At 56.2% G+C, this 21,226-nt stretch carries 20 protein-coding genes; 7 read left to right on the forward strand and 13 right to left on the reverse strand.

Annotated features, from left to right (window positions below):
- The first annotated feature begins 65 nt into the window (after positions 1–65).
- The gene (gene ftrA / locus ACOT1A_RS06505; protein WP_063137738.1) at positions 66–1,061 is read left to right on the forward strand and encodes a transcriptional regulator FtrA; all 996 of its coding nucleotides are present in this window, start codon (positions 66–68) and stop codon (positions 1,059–1,061) included.
- A 148-nt stretch (positions 1,062–1,209) separates the two neighbouring features.
- On the opposite strand, the gene ACOT1A_RS06510 is transcribed toward ftrA, so the two are convergent.
- Positions 1,210–1,572 (reverse strand): hypothetical protein, encoded by a 363-nt coding sequence (locus tag ACOT1A_RS06510; protein WP_063147340.1) that lies wholly within the window; start codon positions 1,570–1,572, stop codon positions 1,210–1,212.
- A gap of 242 nt (positions 1,573–1,814) precedes the next feature.
- On the opposite strand from ACOT1A_RS06510, the gene ACOT1A_RS06515 reads away from it, so the two are divergent.
- A complete protein-coding gene (locus ACOT1A_RS06515) occupies positions 1,815–2,048 on the forward strand; it encodes a DUF2554 family protein (RefSeq protein WP_276170214.1) in 234 nt (77 codons plus the stop codon).
- Here the strand turns inward: ACOT1A_RS06515 and ACOT1A_RS06520 are convergent.
- On the reverse strand, positions 2,045–4,009 hold the full coding sequence (locus ACOT1A_RS06520; protein ID WP_276170213.1) for a peptidase U32 family protein: 1,965 nt from the start codon (positions 4,007–4,009) through the stop codon (positions 2,045–2,047). The two genes, ACOT1A_RS06515 and ACOT1A_RS06520, sit on opposite strands and share 4 nt — an antisense overlap.
- An 80-nt stretch (positions 4,010–4,089) precedes the next feature.
- A complete protein-coding gene (locus ACOT1A_RS06525) occupies positions 4,090–4,617 on the reverse strand; it encodes a helix-turn-helix domain-containing protein (protein WP_126314863.1) in 528 nt (175 codons plus the stop codon).
- Between the two features lie 92 nt (positions 4,618–4,709).
- On the opposite strand from ACOT1A_RS06525, the gene ACOT1A_RS06530 reads away from it, so the two are divergent.
- A complete protein-coding gene (locus ACOT1A_RS06530) occupies positions 4,710–5,876 on the forward strand; it encodes a benzoate/H(+) symporter BenE family transporter (protein ID WP_276170212.1) in 1,167 nt (388 codons plus the stop codon).
- Here ACOT1A_RS06530 and ACOT1A_RS06535 read toward each other — a convergent pair.
- Positions 5,856–6,728: a helix-turn-helix domain-containing protein gene (locus tag ACOT1A_RS06535; RefSeq protein WP_022648088.1), complete on the reverse strand. Its 873-nt coding sequence runs from the start codon at positions 6,726–6,728 to the stop codon at positions 5,856–5,858. The two genes, ACOT1A_RS06530 and ACOT1A_RS06535, sit on opposite strands and share 21 nt — an antisense overlap.
- Positions 6,729–6,902: 174 nt before the next feature.
- On the opposite strand from ACOT1A_RS06535, the gene ACOT1A_RS06540 reads away from it, so the two are divergent.
- Positions 6,903–7,799, forward strand: a complete 897-nt coding sequence (locus ACOT1A_RS06540) for a DMT family transporter (protein WP_045308102.1) — start codon at positions 6,903–6,905, stop codon at positions 7,797–7,799.
- Between the two features lie 34 nt (positions 7,800–7,833).
- On the opposite strand, the gene ACOT1A_RS06545 is transcribed toward ACOT1A_RS06540, so the two are convergent.
- Positions 7,834–8,508 (reverse strand): DUF3313 domain-containing protein, encoded by a 675-nt coding sequence (locus tag ACOT1A_RS06545; protein WP_022648086.1) that lies wholly within the window; start codon positions 8,506–8,508, stop codon positions 7,834–7,836.
- 135 nt (positions 8,509–8,643) lie between these two features.
- Entirely contained in the window at positions 8,644–10,239 is a 1,596-nt protein-coding gene (locus tag ACOT1A_RS06550; RefSeq protein ID WP_038416040.1) for an ABC transporter substrate-binding protein, read from the reverse strand.
- A gap of 111 nt (positions 10,240–10,350) precedes the next feature.
- Between ACOT1A_RS06550 and pepT the strand changes: the two genes are divergently transcribed.
- Positions 10,351–11,580: a peptidase T gene (gene pepT, locus ACOT1A_RS06555; RefSeq protein ID WP_276170210.1), complete on the forward strand. Its 1,230-nt coding sequence runs from the start codon at positions 10,351–10,353 to the stop codon at positions 11,578–11,580.
- Here the strand turns inward: pepT and tehB are convergent.
- Positions 11,577–12,170, reverse strand: coding sequence for a tellurite resistance methyltransferase TehB (gene tehB, locus ACOT1A_RS06560; RefSeq protein ID WP_023300079.1), 594 nt, complete (start codon positions 12,168–12,170; stop codon positions 11,577–11,579). The two genes, pepT and tehB, sit on opposite strands and share 4 nt — an antisense overlap.
- On the reverse strand, positions 12,170–13,165 hold the full coding sequence (gene tehA, locus ACOT1A_RS06565; RefSeq protein ID WP_276170209.1) for a dicarboxylate transporter/tellurite-resistance protein TehA: 996 nt from the start codon (positions 13,163–13,165) through the stop codon (positions 12,170–12,172). Before tehA ends, tehB begins: the two co-directional genes overlap by 1 nt.
- Before the next feature lie 121 nt (positions 13,166–13,286).
- Between tehA and ydcK the strand changes: the two genes are divergently transcribed.
- A complete protein-coding gene (ydcK, locus tag ACOT1A_RS06570) occupies positions 13,287–14,267 on the forward strand; it encodes a YdcK family protein (protein WP_163347123.1) in 981 nt (326 codons plus the stop codon).
- Here ydcK and rimL read toward each other — a convergent pair.
- From rimL to ACOT1A_RS06590, 4 genes are all read right to left on the reverse strand, one after another.
- A complete protein-coding gene (rimL, locus tag ACOT1A_RS06575) occupies positions 14,262–14,801 on the reverse strand; it encodes a 50S ribosomal protein L7/L12-serine acetyltransferase (protein WP_022648080.1) in 540 nt (179 codons plus the stop codon). The two genes, ydcK and rimL, sit on opposite strands and share 6 nt — an antisense overlap.
- A gap of 104 nt (positions 14,802–14,905) precedes the next feature.
- Positions 14,906–16,561: a glucan biosynthesis protein D gene (locus ACOT1A_RS06580; RefSeq protein WP_276170208.1), complete on the reverse strand. Its 1,656-nt coding sequence runs from the start codon at positions 16,559–16,561 to the stop codon at positions 14,906–14,908.
- A 230-nt stretch (positions 16,562–16,791) separates the two neighbouring features.
- Entirely contained in the window at positions 16,792–17,565 is a 774-nt protein-coding gene (locus tag ACOT1A_RS06585; protein WP_038416033.1) for an ABC transporter substrate-binding protein, read from the reverse strand.
- A 10-nt stretch (positions 17,566–17,575) separates the two neighbouring features.
- The gene (locus ACOT1A_RS06590; RefSeq protein ID WP_199159856.1) at positions 17,576–18,745 is read right to left on the reverse strand and encodes a pyridoxal phosphate-dependent aminotransferase; all 1,170 of its coding nucleotides are present in this window, start codon (positions 18,743–18,745) and stop codon (positions 17,576–17,578) included.
- Between the two features lie 113 nt (positions 18,746–18,858).
- Between ACOT1A_RS06590 and ACOT1A_RS06595 the strand changes: the two genes are divergently transcribed.
- Positions 18,859–19,701 carry a LysR family transcriptional regulator gene (locus tag ACOT1A_RS06595; protein WP_276170207.1) on the forward strand — a complete coding sequence of 281 codons (843 nt, stop codon included), beginning with the start codon at positions 18,859–18,861 and terminating at the stop codon, positions 19,699–19,701.
- Here the strand turns inward: ACOT1A_RS06595 and ACOT1A_RS06600 are convergent.
- Positions 19,688–21,193 (reverse strand): carboxylesterase/lipase family protein, encoded by a 1,506-nt coding sequence (locus tag ACOT1A_RS06600; RefSeq protein ID WP_276170206.1) that lies wholly within the window; start codon positions 21,191–21,193, stop codon positions 19,688–19,690. The genes ACOT1A_RS06595 and ACOT1A_RS06600 overlap by 14 nt on opposite strands.
- Positions 21,194–21,226: the final 33 nt, after the last annotated feature.

The following is a 21,226-nucleotide window of genomic DNA, read 5'->3' on the forward strand; positions in this document are numbered from 1 at the left end:
CTCATTTGTGGTGTTTGTGTTAACACTACTCTATCCCTTAATTCAGCCCATGAATGCGTCCGCCTATGCCAGAAAACAGCAAAAAGATGACAAACTTAAGACATCCCTCGCCGCGCGCGGTCGTGCTGGCATATGACGGTTTATGTACCTTTGAGTTTGGCGTGGCGGTAGAAATTTTTGGCTTGCCGCGCCCGGAGATGGGCGATGACTGGTATCAGTTTGCCGTGGCGAGCGTGGATGATGGCGAACTCCGGGCAACGGGCGGGATCCGTATTCTGGCCGATGGCGATCTGGGTCTGCTGGAGACAGCGGATCTGGTTGTCGTTCCCGGCTGGCGAGGGCTGGACGAACCCGTACCCGAAGCGCTCTGCCAGGCGCTCCGCGCGGCGCATGCTCGCGGCTGCCAGCTACTCTCGATCTGTTCTGGCGTTTTCGTTCTGGCAGCCTCAGGCCTGCTTGACGGGCGGAAGGCGACCACCCACTGGCGCTATACGCAAGCGCTGAAAACACGCTATCCCGCCATTACCGTGGTCGAAGATGTGCTCTACCAGGACGAAGGCGATATTCTCACTTCCGCCGGAAGCGCCGCGGGGATTGATCTGTGCCTGCACGTGGTGCGCCGGAATTACGGTATGGAAGTGGCAAACCGCGTGGCGCGTCGGCTGGTGATCCCGCCCCATCGGGACGGCTCGCAAACCCAGCAGCTTAGCCGACCGGTGGCTCAGTTGCGGGAGAGCCAGCGCCTCGGCCAGTTGTTTGATTATCTTCACCAGCATCTGGCTGTTTCCCATACCGTCGAATCGCTGGCCCTGCGGGTGGGTATGAGTCAGCGCACCTTTCTGCGCCGTTTCCAGGACGCGACCGGAACTACGCCCGCGCGCTGGTTATTGACTGCGCGATTGCAGCGGGCAAAAGATTATCTCGAAAACAGTCGGCTCAGCATCGACAATATTGCGGAACAAACCGGATTTGGACAAAGCGCCACGCTGCGCCACCATTTCCGGCAGCAATTTGCGCTTTCACCCGCGCAATATCGCAAACAATTTTTACCGGTACGATAAACGGGCAAAAAAAAACCGCCATAATCTGGCGGTAAATGCTTGCATGGATAGATTTGTATTTTGGTATCTACGCTCCGGTATTCCATACCGGGATGTGGATCACCTGCAATCTACCACTGTGAGCCTCAACGAAGCATAAACGAATCGATTAACCCGCTTTGGTATTAATTTGCAGATAACGCATCAGCCCCTGCTCTGCACTCTGGCGGGCATCATCATTAATCGCTTCGAGATAAAACGCACGAGAGACCCCATACGGCGCCTGCTCGGATGGGTAAACAGCGAACTGGAAGGTTTTGCCCCTCGCCTTATTGGTACAGCCCAGCTCCCAGCGTTCTTCACTTACCTGGGTGCTATTACATTCGACACGTCCGTAATCGCTGGTTAAATACGATCCGACACGGCTTTTTGCTGACTGAATATATTCTGGTTCTTCATTTGAATAGATGCTGGCCGCAGCACCCACCGCAACCACTACGCCCAGAAGTGATAGCACGATTATTTTTTTCATTTATTCGATCCAATCCTTAGCCAGAAAAATCTTATTGTAAATGATTTCCCAATAAATCTAGCTTCTCTTTGCATACCAGAAATGGGAGTTTACAACGGCGATATTGCTTTTAAGAATAGTCTTAGGTGAGTTTTATGGCGACCACAATTTTTGACAGTCTATTTTCTCAAATTTAAAGAGTCGAATAATTACTCTATGAAATTATCCCTACGATGACCGTAGCGTATTTTCGGGGGTAAAAGATGTTCAGAAAAGGCTTTTCGCTACTGCTGGTGATTAGCGCCCTGTTCTCAGGGCAGATTATGGCGGAGCACAAAGGGCATGAATTTGTGTATGTGAAAAACGCCGACCATCAGCTTCGTCATGAAGCTGACAGCGACGAGTTACGCAGCGCGGCAGAGGAGTCTGCGGAGGGGTTGCGCGAGCACCATGCCTGGCAGAAATCGCGCAAACCGGATACCCACTTTCCGGGTTAGCTGCCTTTACGCTTCGGCAGGGTCTTCATCAAATCGTCAGGGCTGACGGAGGCCACAATGCTGCCCGGAGACGGCATTTTGAAGATGTGATTCTTCATCTTGCCGATAACGTGCATTTCACACGGACGGCAGTCAAACTTCAGCGTCAATACTTCATCGCCATTCACCAGCTGCATCGGCGTCGCTTTCCAGCTTTTAATATTCCCTTTCGCCTGTTTCGGACAAAGGTTAAAGGCAAACCGCAGGCAGTGTTTGGTGATCATCACCGGCACATCGCCCTTCTCTTCATGCGCTTCATACGCGGCGTCAATCAGTTGCACGCCGTGACGATGGTAAAACGCACGCGCTTTGTGGTTGTAAACGTTCGCAAGGAAAGAGAGATGCGTGTCCGGGTAGACCGGCGCAGGCACCGCTTCGGCCTTACGACTGCCGCGCGGATAGTTTGCCAGGCGTGCTTCATCCAGCATCTCAGCCGTTTCACGGCGGAACTGGTTCAGCAGGCTGTTCGGCACGAACAGCGCATCCGGCAGATTCACCTCAATATTGCGCGCATAATAAATGGTCTGCCCGAGCTTCGCTACGCCATCCTTGAGGTTGCTAAGCGCTTTCTCCGCATTGTTCGCCACCTCGAACAGGCCGTCGAGCGTATGCGTCACGCTGATGCCGTCTTCGCAGGTCATGGTCAGGATCAGCTGCTCTTCCCAGCCACCCAGCGCGATATCCACCGCAATGCGACGCTCGCTGGAGGTCTTGAGCAAGGCCTGCTGCCAGTTGTGATCCAGGTTACGGTTCAGCGCCGCATTCGGGCGGGCTTTGTAAAGGTCGGCAGGCATTTCGTTCGGCCAGACGCGATAACGATTTTCGCCGGTTTTCTCCACCGTATTGGCGCGAAAACCAACCACTTCACGTTTGATCATCACGTTGAGACCATCGCCGTTCGCCAGCGGCTCTATAACCTGAACGTCAAGATGATCCTTCGCCACTTTCAGCACTTCACCCACCGGCAGACCGATAAACTTCGGTGAATCGAACGCGCCAATATCCCCTTTGCGCGCATTAACGAAATAATCCGTACTGCCGCGGTGGAACGTTTTGTCCGTCGATGGAATAAAGAAATGCTCTGTACGACCGGCGGACGCGCGCGCCAGGTCACCGCGATCCTCGATGATGGCATCCAGCATCTGACGATAATGGGCGGTGATATTTTTCACGTAGCTCATGTCCTTGTAGCGGCCTTCAATTTTGAAGGAGCGTACGCCGGCATCGATCAGCGCGCCGAGGTTTGCCGTCTGATCGTTATCTTTCATCGACAGCAGGTGTTTCTCGAATGCCACCACGCGGCCCTGATCGTCTTTCAGGGTATACGGCAAACGGCAGGCCTGAGAGCAGTCGCCGCGGTTAGCGCTGCGCCCCGTCTGGGCGTGAGAGATATTACACTGCCCGGAATAGGCCACGCAAAGCGCACCGTGGATAAAGAATTCAATGGTCGCGTCTGTGGCCTGGTGGATATCGCGGATCTGGTTCAGGTTCAGCTCACGCGCCAGAACAATCTGCGTAAACCCGACGTCTGAAAGAAACTTCGCCTTCTCAACGGTGCGGATATCGCACTGGGTGCTGGCGTGCAGCTCAATTGGCGGGATATCCAGTTCCAGAACACCCATATCCTGAACGATCAGAGCGTCAACGCCGGTCTGGTAGAGATCGGTAATAAGACGCTGCGCGGGCTCCAGCTCATCATCATGAAGAATGGTGTTCAGGGTCACGAACACCTTCGCCCCGAAACGGTGGGCGAACGGTACCAGTTCGGCAATGTCGCGCAGGCTATTGCTGGCGTTATGACGGGCACCAAAGCCTGGGCCGCCAATGTAGACGGCATCCGCACCGTGAAGAATGGCTTCACGGGCAATGGCGGCGTCGCGGGCCGGGCTTAGCAGTTCAAGATGATGGGGGTGCAGGCGCATACTTCGTCGTTATCCGTTATGGTCAAAATGGCGGCTATTGTAGTCAGAAGTCTGTGCCAGTGAAACCGTTTTGCGACGCTTTAGCGGGGATAATGGATCAGAGAGTGAAAATGCACCGTCCGGGTGCTGCTGTTGCGGTACGCGTGCGGTTTATCGCCGGCAAAACGCACGCCTGAATCAGCGTATAGAGTGCGCCAGACACCGTCAATCTGCATGTCCAGCTCACCGCTTATCACCACCACGTGTTCAATCACCCCGGCTTCGTGCGGCGTGGACTCACTCAGCGCGCCGGGCGACAGGGTGATGGAGAAATGGTCGAACTTAAGCTGTTCATCCCAGGGGAAAAGCGGTTTCACCACCATCGCCTGCTGCTGCGGATCGAACACCGCCTGCGGTTCGCTCTCTGGAGTGATAAACGCCGAAAAAGGTACGTTCAGCCCGGTGGCAATTTTCCACAAGGTTGAGACCGTCGGGCTGGACTCATTGCGTTCGATTTGCCCAAGCATCGCTTTCGACACGCCCGTCTCTTCCGCCAGTTTCGACAGGCTCCAGCCCCGCGCCTGACGCAGCGCTTTCAGTGTGGCTGCCAGATGTTGAGTGATATCCATGGTTCCTCCCGTTGCAGCAAAGCATACCACTTGTACGCTATAGCGCACAGTGATACCTTATCCCGGACGTTATAACGCACAACGGAGTTCACATGCGATCGACTGCCTCTCTCTTTCCTGCCGTGCTGGCTGGTTTTGTTGCCGTTCTGGTGGGCTACGCCAGCTCTGCCGCCATTATCTGGCAGGCGGCTGCGGCGGCGGGCGCCAGTACACAGCAAATCGCCGGATGGATGACCGCGCTGGGGCTCGGGATGGGGATCAGCACGCTTGCATTGTCGTGGTGGTATAAAGCCCCGGTGCTGACCGCCTGGTCGACTCCTGGCGCGGCGCTGCTCGCCACCAGCCTGCAAGGCGTGACGCTGGCGGAAACCATAGGGGTATTTATATTTGCGAATGCGCTGATTCTGCTGTGCGGCGTCACTGGCCTGTTTGCCCGGTTGATGAAACTGATCCCGTACTCGCTTGCCGCCGCTATGCTGGCAGGCGTGCTGTTACAGTTTGGCCTGAAGGCATTCAGCAATCTTGAGGGACACGTGCTTCTTTGCGGCAGTATGCTGGCCGCCTGGCTGGTGGCTAAAGCCGTGGCGCCCCGGTATGCCATTGTCGCCACGCTGCTGGTGGGGGTGTTCGTGGCCTGGGCTGGAGGTGACGTTGTCACGAATAAAATGACGTTATCGGTGATCATGCCGGAATTCATTGCCCCTGCGTTCACCTTCACCAGCCTGATCAGCGTCGGCTTACCCTTCTTCCTGGTGACCATGGCGTCGCAGAATGCGCCCGGCTTCGCCACCATGCAGGCATCGGGCTATCCGCTGGCGGTCTCACCGCTGATCGTTGCCACCGGCGGGTTGGCGCTGCTGTTGTCCCCCTTCGGCGTCTATTCCATCTGCATCGCCGCCATCACCGCCGCCATCTGCCAGAGCCCGGACGCCCACCCGGATGCCAGTAAACGCTGGCTGGCAGCGGCGGCCGCAGGTGGGTTTTATCTGCTGGCGGGGGTGTTCGGCGGGTCGATTTCGGGGCTGATGGCCGCCCTGCCGCTGAGCGGCATCCAGACGCTGGCCGGGCTGGCCCTGCTCGGCACTATCAGCGGGAGTTTGTATCAGGCACTGAATCATGAAGCAGAGCGCGACGCGGCGATCGTCACCTTCCTGATGACCGCCAGCGGCGTCACGCTCCTGGGAATTGGCTCCGCTTTCTGGGGGCTGGTGCTGGGTGGGATCTGTTACGCTGTCTTCTCACGCCTTCGCCGCGCGTAGCTGTGACGGCGTGATGCCGGTCATGCTACGAAAACGGTTACTGAAATGGCTGGCGGAGTTAAATCCGCAGGCCAGCGCGATGTCGGTGAGCGGCGTGGTCGTGTGCTGAATCAGCGCTTTGGCCTTCTCCATGCGGCGCTGCATGACGTACTGATGCGGCGCCAGCCCCATCGACTGGCGGAACATCCGCGCAAAGTGATACTCACTGAGTGCGGCCTGGCCCGCCAGTTCCGCCAGCGTTAAGGGTTGCGCCAGATTTTCCTCGATAAAGGCCAGCACGTTGCGCAGCACAAACGGTGATAACCCGCCGGTCACCACCGGTAACTTCCACTGGACGCTGGAATAGTGCTGGACCAAATGCGTCAGCAATAAGGTCGACGCAGTGCTCAGGGTGAGCTGATTGGCGTTTTGCTGCCAGTCGCAGCCGAGCAAAAACTGGCGATAAAGGGCGGTGATTTTCGGATCGCTGCCGAAGATTTTTTCCTCCAGCGTCAGCGATAGCGGTCGTTTATCCCAGATTTTCTCCCCCACGTCCCGCAGGTGTTCATCGGTGCAGTAGAGGTGCACGAACGACAGGTCATCACGAATATCCCATGTGGATTCGCTCTCTTCCGGCATCAGACAAAAACGGTCCGGCCCGCCGCCATTTTTCCAGCCACCCGGCGTTTTTTGATAGCTTTCATAGCCATCCGCCACGTACAGGCTAAGGGTGTGATGGTTGCTTTTCACGGTGATCGTATCGTGCTTGTTGTACCACGCCGCCAGTTGAATGCCAGTATTGAGCGCGACGGTTTCCCGCAGCACTGCATTTTTTTGGCGTAACGTTTCAAAGGTGTCGTAAACGAGAGACATGGCCGTAAACAGGTGATTAATCAGACTGTCAGTCTAAGAAGTGTTGCAGCCTGTTACCAGCCATTGTGCGAGAAAAAAGCGCAAGAATTTGCAAGTCCGGCGCAAGGCGATGAAAGCCGGGGCCCCCTTCTTTCGCCACACTGTTGTTTTCCGCGGTATGAGAAGAGAGACACCATGAACGCATTACTCTATGGGCTGGTTGTTGTTATCTGGGGCACGACCTGGATCGCCATTTTTTTACAACAGGGGCCGGTTGCAGCGCCGGTCTCCATTTTCTGGCGCTTCGCCGTGGCCAGCGCCACGATGATGATCGTCCTGGTCGCCCTTCGTCGCCTGCGAAGGCTGGCGCTGCGGGATCATCTCTATTGCATGCTTCAGGGTTGCTGCGTTTTCTGTTTCAACTTCTGGTGCTTTTATACCGCCGCCGCCCATATCAATACCGGCCTTGAGTCGGTGATTTTCTCGATGGCCGTACTGTATAACGCCATCAACAGCTTTATCTTCTTCGGCCAGCGTCCACCCGCGCGCTTCTGGACGGCGGCAGCGCTGGGGCTTATCGGGATCATTACCCTGTTCTGGAACGATCTGCTCGCCAGCGGCTGGAGCGCGTCATTGCTGACGGGCATCGGGCTTTCCGCCCTCGGCACCTACGGCTTCTCGCTGGGGAATATGATCAGCATGCGTCATCAGCGAAACGGGCTGGAAACCATGACCACCAACGCCTGGGCAATGCTGTATGGCACCGTCGTGATGGGCCTTATCGCTCTCTTCAGGGGCGATAGCTTTATGCCGGAATGGACGGTGAGCTATATGGGGGCGCTGCTCTATCTTGCGCTGTTTGGCTCGGTGATTGCCTTCGGCGCCTACTTTACGCTGGTAGGCCGCATTGGTCCCGGTAAGGCCGCGTACAGCACCCTGCTGTTCCCGCTGGTGGCGCTGTCGATTTCAACGGTGTACGAGGGTTACGTGTGGCATATCAACGGGATCGTCGGCCTGCTGTTGATATTGGGGGGAAATATGGTGATGTTTACGAAACCGGAAACCTGGTTCCGCCGCCTGCTGACGGCATAAAATAACGGCCTGCGTAAATGCAGGCCGTTTTTTATTATTTTGCTGTCTGATGGACATCAAACATGGTGGCATCGGTCGCCATATCATCCACAACCTGTTTCAGTGTGGCGAATCCCAACGGCGTGTTCTCGTTGGCAAGCTCTTTACCTTCACCTTTACGAACAACTTTAACTACCGGTTTGTTCGTGGCGGCATCAATCAGCTCACCTTCAAAGAAAAGATGCGTATCCATGGTGCGATGGCCAGTTGCCATCTGCGTACCCGCAACCAGCAGCGCGACGGGCACCACTTCATAGAACTGCAAACCTTCTTTCTCTGAGCTCACACCCGTGATGGCGCCGCGGAAGATCAGGCTATGTTTGCCCGGCGTCGTCACAATTGGCTTACGCTGGCCAATCGCGTTTTTTAATGTGTTATTGGTGTAACTCAACAATTCATCAAGCGTTTTTTGCCCAAGCTGTGTGGTTGGCTTTGGTGTCGGATAATAGGTTATCGGGGTCCAGATAATACTGTCGTAGTTCGCCGGATCATAGGAAGGATCGACCCAACGCAAGGTTGGTTTCCCGGTTGCTGATGTCATCTCCTGCAAGTCAGAGTAATCTTTTAAAAAGCCTGAATATTGATCGGGGGCTGCGACTTTTGACGCACAGCCAGAAAGGGCCAACAGGCCAGAAAGCACTGCAACTTTAAAAAAAGTGGAAGTACGCATGATGGAGTTCCGAGTTATCTGCAAGTATGCACTTGAAGTTATAACAAAAAACAGAGGGAAATGTTGTGGCAAAAAATGACGGGGAAGGCACAAATTGTAAAAATAGTGCCCGGACGGGATCCGGGCAGAAAAATATTACTGTTTTATATCTACCTGCCAGAACAGATGTTTGCCGAAGGGATCGATTTCATAGCCCGTGACCTCTTTTCTGACTGGCTCAAAAATGGTCGAGTGGGCAATCATAACCGCCGGCATTTGATCGTGCATCATCTGCTGCGCCTGCTTGTACAGCGCCACGCGTTTTTCGCGATCGGTTATCGATTTTGCTTCGGCAATCAGGTTATCAAACGGCTTATAGCACCATTTGGCCGAGTTCGACCCGCCGTTGGCGGACGTACAGGTAAACAGTGGTCCGAAGAAGTTATCTGGATCGCCCGTCGCCGTTGTCCAGCCCATCAGCGCAGCCTGATGCTCCCCGCCCTTCACGCGCTTCAGGTATTCGCCCCATTCGTAGGTCACGATTTTGGTCTGCACGCCTACTTTCGCCCAGTCCGCCTGGATCATTTCAGCCATACGCTTCGCGTTCGGGTTATACGGCCGCTGCACGGGCATAGCCCACAGATCGATGCTTACGCCGTTGGCAAATCCCGCCTCCTTTAACAGCGTTTTCGCTTTTTCTGGATCGTAATCGTAGTCTTTCAGCTCGCTGTCGGCACTCCAGACGCCAGGCGGCAGCAGGTTTTTCGCCGCCGTGCCGGTGCCGTGGAAGACCGCCTCAATGATGGCCGGTTTGTTAATCGCCATCGCCAGCGCCTGGCGCACTTTTACGTTATCCAGCGGCGGCTTTTGCGTGTTAAATGCCAGGAAACCGGTATTCAGACCGTCCTTGCTCATCAGGTTGATGTCTTTGTTAGCCTTCATACGCGGCAGATCCGCCGGGTTTGGGAACGGCATCACCTGGCACTCATTCTTCTCGACTTTGGCAAAACGCACCGAGGCGTCCGGCGTGATGGTGAACACCAGACGATCCAGCTTCGATTTTCCCTGCCAGTAGTCCGGGAAGGCGGTAAAAAGGATGCGGGAATCCTTCTGATATTGCGCCAGCTTAAACGGCCCGGTGCCAATCGGCTGCATATCGACCTTTTCAGGCGTGCCCGCTTTCAGCATGGCATCGGCATACTCCGCCGACAGGATGGAGGCAAAATACCACGCCAGATCGGCAACAAACGGCGCTTCCGGGTGCGCCAGGGTGAAGCGCACGGTGCGATCGTCAACCTTATCAATGGCGGTAATCAGGTTGCCGAACTCCAGACTTTCGAAGTTGGAATAACTGCCGTTGGAGACGTTATGGTAGGGATGATTCACATCCTTCTGGCGCATAAACGAGAAAATCACGTCATCCGCGTTGAAGTCGCGCGTCGGCGTGAACAGTTTATTACTGTGGAATTTCACCCCTTTGCGCAGGTGGAAGGTGTAGACCTTACCATCCTCGCTCACCTCCCAGCTTTCCGCCAGGCTCGGCACCAGTTCGGTAGTGCCCGGTTTGAAATCGACCAGACGGTTATAAACCGGTACGGCGCTGGCGTCCACGCTGGTCCCCGACGTATAGAGCTGAGGATTGAAGTTTTCCGGCGATCCTTCGGAGCAATACACCAGCGTTTTTGCCGCGACGGTGGAACTGACCGTCAGCGCAGCAAGCGCCAGCGTTATCATTGTGAATGTGCTTTTCATCATTTATTCCTGTCTTTTTAATTCGACGGCTAATTACTTCTTTTGCCATTTCATAAATAACATTAAAGTGATGACGCAAACACATGAAAAATAAATACAGAAGGAAACACTATGGGCTCAGAACTCTCCAGACAATTAACCCAACGCTTTTTCAGCTATCTCGCCATCACCAGCCAGAGCGACCCGAAAGTCAAAACCCTGCCCTCCACCCCGGGCCAGCACGACATGGCGCGGGAGCTGGCGAAGGAGCTGGAAATGCTGGGGTTAGACGATATTGTGATTGATGAGTTCGCCACCGTTACCGCCGTAAAAAAAGGCAATATTCCCGGCGCGCCGCGGATTGGTTTTATTACCCATATCGATACCGTTGACGTCAGTTTATCCCCGGATATTCATCCACAAATATTAACCTTTACGGGAGATGATCTCTGCCTGAATAAAGAAAAAGATATTTGGTTGCGCGTAAATGAGCACCCGGAAATTCTGGCTTATCCTGATGAGGAGATTATTTTCAGCGACGGAACCAGCGTATTAGGCGCAGATAATAAAGCGGCCGTCACCGTGGTCATGACGGTGCTGGAAAACCTCACCGCTGAACATAAGCATGGCGATATTGTGGTGGCGTTTGTGCCCGATGAAGAGATTGGTCTCTGTGGCGCGAAAGCGCTGGATTTGAAGCGCTTCGACGTCGATTTTGCCTGGACCATCGACTGCTGCGAGCTGGGGGAAATTGTTTACGAGAACTTTAACGCGGCTGCGGCTGAAATTCGCTTTACCGGCGTCACGGCGCACCCGATGTCCGCCAAAGGGGTGATGGTCAACCCGCTGCTGATGGCAACGGATTTCATCAGCCATTTCGATCGCCAGCAAACCCCGGAATGCACCGAGGGGCGCGAAGGTTATATCTGGTTTAACGGCATCCAGGCCGGGCAAAACGAAGCGGTGCTGAAAGCCAACATTCGTGATTTTGACAAAGAGGGTTTTGCCGCCCGCAAGCAGCAAATTGCCGATGTGGCAGCGCGGATTGCTGCGCAGCATCCCACGGCAAACGTGGAGTATCGCATTGAAGATACCTACAGCAATATCAGCAATGCGATTGGCGAAGACCGCCGCGCGATCGACCTGATGTTCGAGGCGATGGAATCGCTCGGTATCACCCCAAAACCGATCCCCATGCGCGGTGGCACGGACGGGGCGGCCCTGTCAGCCAAAGGCTTGCTCACCCCGAACTTCTTCACCGGCGCCCATAACTTCCACTCAAAGTTTGAGTTTTTACCGCTGTCGTCGTTCGAGGCCTCCTGTCGCACGGCCTTGCAACTCTGTCTGCTGGCCGCGCGTTAAGCGGGCTTGCGTGCGAGCATGGTGGCGAAGCGCAGCTTGATACGGTTGCCGTTGGCATCGGTACGGTGGAGTTCCCCCACCTCTTCGTTGTACTTGATCAGCTCCCAGCCTTCGTAGTAGTGGCTCAGTTCACCGGTTTTGAAGGCAAACGGGAAGCCGACGGTGCACGGATAATCCTCCGTATCCATGGCGGCAACGATCAGGTTATAGCCGCCTGGTTTAGTGCAACGCTGCATATTGGCGATAAGACCAGGGATGGTTTTCGCTTCGAGAAACATCAACACGACGGTGGAAAGAATAAAGTCGTATTCGCCGTCAAAGGTCAGGTTGTTCAGGTCCTTTATCGCCGTTTGCAGATTCGCGATCCCTTCCGCCGCCTTAATGCGCTCGATGTTATCGATGCTCATCGGGTTTTTATCCCACGCCGTCACGTCATAGCCGTTGGCAGCGAGGTAGAGGCTGTTACGGCCATTTCCGCAACCGAGATCGAGCGTTTTTCCCGGCTTAACAATGTCCGCGCTGAGCAGGACCTCTGAGTGTGTGCGGGTCAGCCCATATTTCTCAGTAAAGTAGTTTTCATCGACAGTCATTATTTTTCCTCAGATTGCATTAGCAGTGCCTTATCAGCGCGCACCAGAAGTTTGCCCTGCATCAGCAAGATAAAAGTACGGACCAGCAGCATCGCGATGATGACGTTGGTGAAAATAAACAGGGGAACCGCGAGGGCATGAAAGAACCCTGACGGACTGCTCTGCCCCAGATGTAAACCGGTGGTCGCCAGCGCCGACACCCCGAACGAGAAGCTCCAGAACGACGCGTTGAACGGCTGCGACAGATACCACGGCATCAGACGCAGCATAAACAGGAGTTGCAACAGGCCATAGCCAAAAAGCATTTTGGCGAAGGTGTCCGCTTCGCCGCCGTTGACGCTAAACCAGGCGCTACAGGCCACCAGAGCAGGCGCAAGCTGGATCCCGAGCGAAGTACGAAGCGCCGCGGGCAGTTCGCCCGCGCTGCGCAGGCGTTGCAGAATGACCGGCTCGAGGCTCAGCCAGGAAAAGACCCCGGCACCAAGGAACACCAGCCCCGCATCGTGGAAACCCAGCGCACCGCAGGCCATGGCGCTGATGAAATTGTTCGCCACCGTCGGTAGATACAGTCCCGGCGTCGTGGCCTCTTCCGGATGCTTACCGCGCCACAGCCCGGCGCTTTGCCAGGCGGCATACGCAAGCTGGATCACCACGCCTACGCTAAACAGCACCAGCGACACCGGTCGGCACCACGGCACAAAGCCAATGGCCACCAGTAGCGTTGTGGCTGGAAACAGGCTGACAAAACTGCTCATTACCGGATGCCGCATCTCGGCCAGCACGCTATGTGGAAACCGTACCGCACGGGTAAGAAACGCCACGCTCAGCAGGAACCAGATCGCCACCGCCAGCGCCACCAGGATCTCGCCCGGCAAGCGCGTCACCGGCCAGATAGTACCGGCATAACGCCAGGCGAACCCCATACCTATGGTACCCAGAACCATACCGAAATAACCGGCGGGCAAGTTAAGAACGCGTTGGTCTTGGTTATGCATTTTTTTTAAACTTTAAAATGTATTTTAAATGCCATTTTAAGGGGTTTACCGTGCAGACGCCAGCACTTCGAAACGCCAAAAGTTTGCTACGTTTAGTGAATGGCTTTTCAGGGAAAACACGATGACAAAATACAGGCTTAGCAATGAAACGCGTCTCTGGCGCTGGCAGGACGGATCAACGCCGTGCACAACCCTACTCAGACAGATTATTGCCGCAAAGGATTTTAACGATGTGACCAGCGGGACAAAAGGTGGTTGGGTTGAGGATGAACACGCGCTCGCCCAGGACGGGGATTGCTGGGTTTATGATGAAAACAGCGTGGTGTTTGCCGGGGCCAGGATATCCGGCAACGCCCGCCTCACCCAACCCTGCATCGTAAGCCACCGCGCACACGTAGGCGGCAACAGCTGGCTTGACGCGGCAGAGGTGAGTCACGGCGCGGCAATAAGTGACAACGTCACTATCCAGCACTCCACCGTACGCGGGGAATGCCGTATCGCGGGTGACGCGCGGGTGCTGCATAACAGCATGGTGATTGCAGCCAAAGGGCTGACACCCGACCGTGAGCAGATCCTGCAGATTTACGACAGAGCCACGGTCAGCCAGTCGCGTATTGTGCATCAGGCGCAAATCTACGGCGATGCCATGGTGACCTGGGCCTTTGTTGAGCACCGCGCGGAGGTGTTCGACCGCGCCATTCTTGAGGGCAACGCGCTTAATAACGTCTGGGTGTGCGACTGCGCCAAAGTGTACGGCAACGCCCGCCTGCTGGCCGGTTTAGAGGATGATGCGATCCCGACCGTGCGGTACAGTTCACAGGTCGCGGAAAACGCCCTCGTCGAAGGTAACTGCGTGATTAAACACCACGTATTGATTGGTGGCGAGGCGTGGTTACGCGGCGGGCCGATCCTGATTGATGACAAGGTCGTTATTCAGGGGCGCGCGCGTATCAGCGGTGATGTACTGATTGAGCATCAGGTGGAGATGACAGACGATGCGGCGATCGAGGCGCTGGAGGGTGAAAGCATTCACGTCCGGGGAGCCAAAGTGATCAACGGTGACACGCGGATCACCCGGACGCCGCTGCTGGGGGCGCTATAGCGGGAATAACCTGGCGTACAGGTTTACGTCATCGAAGCGGCCGTTGAGCATTTCCGCTTCCCGCAAACAACCTTCCAGCGCAAAACCGTTGCGCTGCGCCACGCGGTTACTGTTATGGTTAGCCACGCGACATTTGATCACAAAGCGGCGGATCTCGCCGCGCTCAACGTAATAGCGCATAAACGCCTGTAGCGCCTGAGAGAGAATGCCCTGCCCCTGATGCGCTTTGTCAAGCCAGTAGCCGATGTACCCGGCCTTATTCGCAGGCTCTATCGCGTTAAAAGAAAGCACGCCCACCAGCTCGTCCTTCATAAAAATCAGGAACATTTTGGCGTAGCCGCGCTGGTGCAGCATCTGGTTGCTCTGCACGTTACGGCGCGTGTCCTCTTCAGTGCCGACATGCTGCGCCCAGTCGAAGGCGGTTTGCAGCCAGGTTTTGTTTTTAATAACGAGGTTGTGCAGATCGGTGGTATAGCGCTCTTCGACGGCGCGAAGCTCGATTTCCTGGGTTACGGGGATAATTTCTGAAGACATAGTGCCTCTTAATTGCCGGGTGCGCTAACGCTTACCCGGCCTACAAATGCGTCCGAATCAGGCCGGGTAAGGCGAAGCCGCCACCCGGCACAAACCCATAAGGACTAACGCATGATCCGGTCATCAACGTAGTTACGTTTGTCCGGCGCGGGCGGGAAATACTGGTACAGCCAGGTCTCGCTGATGGCGTCGCCCTGACAGCGCAGGAACAGACGCATATCGACCGGCTCGGTGGAGTCAGAGGTTGGATACCAGTCAAACAGAATGCGATACCCGTCGAACGGCTCGACGTAGAGGATCTCCACCTGCTTCGCTTTACCGCTGGACAGGGTGATCACCGGCTCAATGCCCTTCGGTGCGGCGGCCTTCAAATCGCCCCCGACGAAGTCGATGGCAAAGCGACGGGCCCACACTTTCGGGTAATTTTCACCCGGCGCCCAGCCTTCCGGGAAGCCGCCCATACCGGTACGGGTAGCGTAGACGTTTGCCAGCGGTGAACGCACCGGCGGCTGCGCGCTCCAGTAGAGACGGTATTTGAAGTCCAGTTCATCACCCGCCTGCACCGGTTTCTCCGGCTGCCAGAAGCAGACCACGTTATCGAGCGTCTCGCCGGTTGTCGGGATCTCCATCAGGGCGATGGATCCTTTACCCCAGTTGTTGCGCGGCTCGACCCACAGGCTTGGTCGCTTGTTATACCAGCCCATGACGTCCTGGTAATGGGAGAAGTCCCGATCAAGCTGCAACAAACCAAAGCCTTTCGGGTTTTTATCCAGATAAGCGTTAAATTGCAGCTTTTGCGGGTTGTTCAGCGGTCGGCAGATCCACTCTCCGTTACCGCGCCACATTGCCAGGCGGTCTGAATCGTGGATCTGCGGATGAATGGTGTCGCACATGCGGCGTTCGTTGTTGCCGCAGCTGAACATGCTGGTCATCGGCGCGATGCCGAGCTGCTTGATGTCTTTGCGCGCATAGAGATGGTTCTCGACGTCCATGATCACCTGGCTCTTCTCACAGTGGATCACAAACTTATAGGCACCGGTAATGCTCGGGCTGTCCAGCAGCGCATAGACGGTAAAGGTGGTATCGCCCGGCTTAACGGTTTCAAACCAGAAGGAGGTGAAATCCGGGAACTCTTCCGGGGTGTCAGTAAAGGTATCCACCGCCAGCCCGCGCGCGGAAAGGCCGTACTGGTAGGTATCATCCACTGCGCGGAAGTAACTCGCGCCCAGGAACGAAACGATATCGCGTCGCGCCAGTTCGGGCGCTTTAAAGACGCGGAATCCGGCGAAGCCGAGGTCGCTCTGACCTTCAAGCTGTTTGGTATCCACGCCCGTATCGCCGTAGCTGAACAGCTCAGGCCGGAAGTGGATCTCACGCGCCTGAGAGGTGGTTTGATCCAGCGAGAACATGCGCACGCGGCGGCGGAACCCCATCCCCATATGGAAGAACTGGGCGTCCAGCTGACGGCCTTCAATGTTATTCCACAGCGACTGTTTCTCATCGTAACGGATGGCGTTGTACGCCTGCGGCGTCATGGTGGCCAGCGTTTCCGGCAGCGGACGCGGCGCACCGCCCCACGCGGTTTTCGCCAGATCGTGCGCCATGGATTGCAGAACAGAGAAGTCAAAGCGACGGCTCTGACCGTCGGCAATGTCGGAGTCAGCAGCATACGCCGCCTGGGAAAACAGAGAAGCAAGGCCAGAAGTGCCGCTCAGGGCAGCCATTGCCAGGGAACCTTTGAGAAAACGTCTGCGATTCATGCCTGAGAAAACGTCCTTATGGTCGTGTGAATGAGTTTCGCGCGCAGCGAAATGACGGCAAGAAAGAACGCACAGCCTAAACAAAAACGGTTAAGAATCCAATTGTTGGCGGGTGATTATCTGAACAAACCGAGAAATATTTTCTGTCGACCAGAACGGCCTGAAAAAGGGGTAAAGTTATGTATAAAAGAGTCCCGGCTGGACATCAACAGCCGGGACCAACGAGGCGGTTATTTTACGCTGACATCGATACCCGGGAAGTACTTATCAGCCAGTTTAGCGATCGTGCCGTCGGCACGTACTTTATCAATTGCGGCATCAAGCTGCTTTTTGGTGGCCTCATCCCCCTTACGCAGCCCAAAGCCGATCCCACTGCCGAGGATGGTGTCGTCCGACACCGGTTTGCCGATAAAGCCAAACCCTTTACCCTGCGGCTTGCTGAGGAAACCTGCCTGCCCGGCCGCTGACATGACCAGCGAGGCATCGATGCGGCCATTCAGCAAATCCCCCCAGGCCATATTCTGATCTTTATAAGACACCACGGTGACACCGTGCTTTTCCCAGTGCTCTTTGGCGTAGGTTTCCTGAATTGAACCCTGAAGAACGCCGATGGTTTTGCCCTTCAGCCCTTCGGGGGTAGCCTCTACCGCAGAACCGGCTTTGCCCACCAGCTGGGAGGGAATGCGATAGATGGGCTGGGTGAAATCAATGCTTTTGCGACGCTGTTCGGTGATGTTCATCGCCGAGTTTATGGCGTCGAACTTTTTCGCCACCAGACCGGGAATCAACGCATCAAACGAGGTTTCTACCCAGCTGCACTTCAGCGCGGCGGCTTTACAGATGGCATTTCCCAGTTCTACGTCAAATCCTTCCAGCTCCCCTGAGGCATTGCGGCTTTCAAACGGTGGATATTCCGCTTCCAGCCCGTATCGCAACTCGGTAGCAGCAAACGACGAGAATGAACACAGCAGTCCTATGCCGACAACTAACGCGCGTAATTTCATCTCAAATTCCTTAACGTGGTGTAACCCGACAAAGGGCCTGGGCACCTGCCCGTAACGTCGCCTCATCTTTCGCAAAAGAGAGACGGATCAGTTTATTGTCCGCGCCATCGGCATAAAACGCTGACAGCGGAATGGTGGCAACCCCGTACTCGACAATCAGCCTTTTCACCATCTCGCTGTCGCGCTCGTCGCTAAAGCCGCTGTAATCCGCAAGCAGGAAAAACGAACCGGCACTCGGAAGCAGCCTGAACGGTGAGTCGGCGAGCAAACTTTGCAGCAGATCGCGCTTACGCTGATAAAACGCCGCCAGCGACAGCCAGGTTTGCGGATCGGTCATGTGTTCGGCAAACGCGTACTGCATCGGCGTATCGGCCGAGAACATTAAAAATTGATGGACCTTACATATTTCATCCATCAGCTCCGCGGGCGCCACACAATAACCCACGCGCCAGCCGGTGACGTGATAGGTTTTTCCGAAAGAAGAAATAATCACGCTGCGCTCCGCCAGTTGCGGGTGCGTCGCCATCCCGTGATGCGGTTCGCCATCAAAAACGACGTGCTCGTACACTTCGTCAGACAAAATGATGATGTCGGTGTGGCGCGTCAGCACTGCCAGCTGGTGCAGATCGGCGGCTGAAAATACCTGTCCGCTCGGGTTGTGCGGCGTATTGACGATGATCATCCGCGTGCGCGGGGTAATAGCCGCGCGTACTTCATCCCAGTTCACGGCAAAATCCGGTACCGTCAGCTTAATAGCGATCGGCGTCGCCCCCTGCAGGCGGACAATCGGCGCATAGCTGTCAAAGGAGGGCTCGAAATAGATCACCTCATCGCCAGGATGAACCAGCCCGCTGATGGCTGAGTAAAGCCCTTCGCTGGCGCTGGCGGTCACCAGTACCTCACTCGCCGGGTCATAGCGGGTGCCATAGAGCGTGGCAATTTTGTCCGCGATGCGCTCTCTGAGCGGTTGCAGCCCGGTCATGGAGGCATACTGGTTATGCCCTGACTCCATGGCGCGAGTGACGCCGGAGATAAGTTTTGGGTCGCAGGAAAAATTCGGCGCACCCTGAGAAAGGTTGATGGCGTTATGCCGGGCTGAAAGCTGGCCGATAACGGTAAAAATAGTGGTTCCTACATCGGGCAATTTGGAGCGGGTCTGCACCGGCGTTTTCAAAGTCATCCTCTGTCCCTTCTCGTGGTGAATGCATAACTATTCAAACAATAACTTGATTGCCGGGACAATCGAATTGTTGTCATAATAGCCATGACAAAAACGCATAGCTAAGGTGAGATATGTCGCGTCGTTCATTTCCGCTTAATGCCGTAGAGACGTTTATCGTGACCGCGCGTCACCTGAATCTTACCCATGCCGCGAAGGAGCTTTGTCTGACGCAGGGGGCGGTAAGCCGCAAAATTGCCTCGCTGGAAAGCTGGTTCGGCTTCCCGCTGTTCGAACGCCATGCTCGCGGCCTGCGTCTTTCTTCACAGGGAAGCGCCCTGCTGCCGGAACTGCAATCTGCGTTTGAGCACCTGCTTAACGTTGCTGAACAGGCGCGGACGCACCAGACCGTAATTCGTCTGAAAGCGCCTACCTGCGCGATGCGCTGGCTGGTACCGCGTCTGTTACAGGTCGAGCGCGAACAGCCGGAACTCCAGATTGCGCTGACCACTACCACCGATCATAACGTCAATTTCAAAACCGAATCCTATGACGCGGCGATTGTGTTTGGAACGCACATGAGCGCCGGCGTTCTGCTGTTCGAAGAGGCCTTAACCCCGGTGATGAGCCCGCTGCGGGCCGGTTCTGCGCTGGAAACACTCACCTTCCTTCACCCCACGCGGGACAAAACGGACTGGACGCTGTGGCTGGCGAAACAGCCGGGTCCGCCGCCAGCTATGCTCAAAAATCAACACTTCGAAACCATGGATCTGGCCATTACCGCCGCCATTCAGGGGCTGGGCATCGCCATCGCGGATGAAACACTGGTGGAGGAGGACGTGCGCGCCGGACGGCTGATGCGGCCTTTTGACACAAGCATAAAGACGGGGGCGAGCTACCGGCTGGTATTACGCGACGCACCCGGCCCAGAAAACGGACTGGATGCGTTTCGCGCCTGTCTGCTCAGTCGAGGCTGACGTGGTGTTTCATCACCCGTTTGAAGAGGCTCATACGGGCACGCATGAAGCGGTTTTCAAGCCGAAAACCTGCATGTTTATTCACACCGATACGTAACAGCACGTCTCGCCCTTTCCGGCAGGCGGGCCAGCGCGTGGGCCCCACCAGGCTATCGCGTGCCCCCGCATCCCGGGCGAAGCTCACCCAGTAGTCCGCCACCTGAGCGGCGAAGGCCAGATCGCGTTCATTTACATACTGCCGCGAGGGTTCCACCTGTCCAAGGGTATCGAACACGTAGGGCACTTCGTTGCCGTGCCAGGCACCGTTGATGTACGTCGCGTGCTCCGCTTCGGCCACATAATCAAACCAGTATCGCCAGCACAGGCCGCCCGCCCGCTGCTGCGCCTGCATCACCACGTATCCCATAGTGGTGAAGGCCATGTCGCGGCATACCTGCCTGCCAAGTTCCTCATCGCCCTTCACGCCAGGATAAAGCAGCTTAATCAGCCCCAGGCCAAAGCGCCGCTCGCGGCGAAGCTTCTGGATCTGCCCGGCAAGATCGACCCCGAACACCGACATCACGCTGGCTTCGTCGCTGTTTGACCCAATCATCACCGGTACTGAATGCTGACGGGCAGCGAAAAAGACATCGAGCATGGCCTCAGGCAAAACGCAGTCACCCACGATGGGCGCAGGGGCGATATTCAGTGGCGAGGTCAGCGGCCAGAACGCCTCAGGCGGGATCGCGCGAAGCTGTTCCGCGGTGGCATTTTGCAGGCCAAAATGGGCAGCAATCACTTCGCCTTTATGCATGGCCTGCTCGCGCGGGGTGTCGGGCAGCGTGTACCCGCTTTGCACAATGGCTTTATGGAACAGTCCTCCCGCAAGCGGAGAAGCCATCAGCGACAGCACGCTGCGCGCACCGGCCGACTCGCCAAATACGGTGATGTTCTCAGGATCGCCGCCGAACGCGGCAATGTTATCGCGCACCCATTCCAGGGCCTGGATCTGATCGAGCAGCGCAAAGTTATGCACCACGCGTTCTTCTTCCCCCTCCAGCGCCGGATGGGCAAAAAAGCCGAGGTGGCCGAGACGGTAATTAATTGTCACCACCACCGTACCGCGCTTCGCCAGCGCCCTGCCGTTATACGGAGGCAGACCGCCAGCGCCGAGGGTAAATCCTCCGCCGTGCAGCCAGACCATCACCGGAAGCGGATCGGCGCGTGCGACTGGCGACCAGACGTTAAGGTACAGGCAGTCTTCAGAGAATTGGCCAGGATCGCCGCCGCCCAGCTCCTGACAGCTTTCGCTGCTCTGCCAGCTGGAGGCGGAGAATGCCGTCGCCGGACGCACGCCATCCCAGCGTGCAGGGGGGCGTGGGGAGCGCCAGCGCCACGGGCCAACCGGCGGTGCCGCATAAGGAATGCCACACCACACATGGGTATCGCCTTCAGTAGAACCAATTAGTGCGCCCTGGCGCGTTTCAACCACAGGGGCGGAGGGATTTTCCATACCAACCTTCTTTTTCCATCACACCCCTGCAGA

The organism is Enterobacter cloacae complex sp. SYL003 (assembly GCF_049236925.1).
Classification (GTDB): domain Bacteria; phylum Pseudomonadota; class Gammaproteobacteria; order Enterobacterales; family Enterobacteriaceae; genus Enterobacter; species Enterobacter intestinihominis.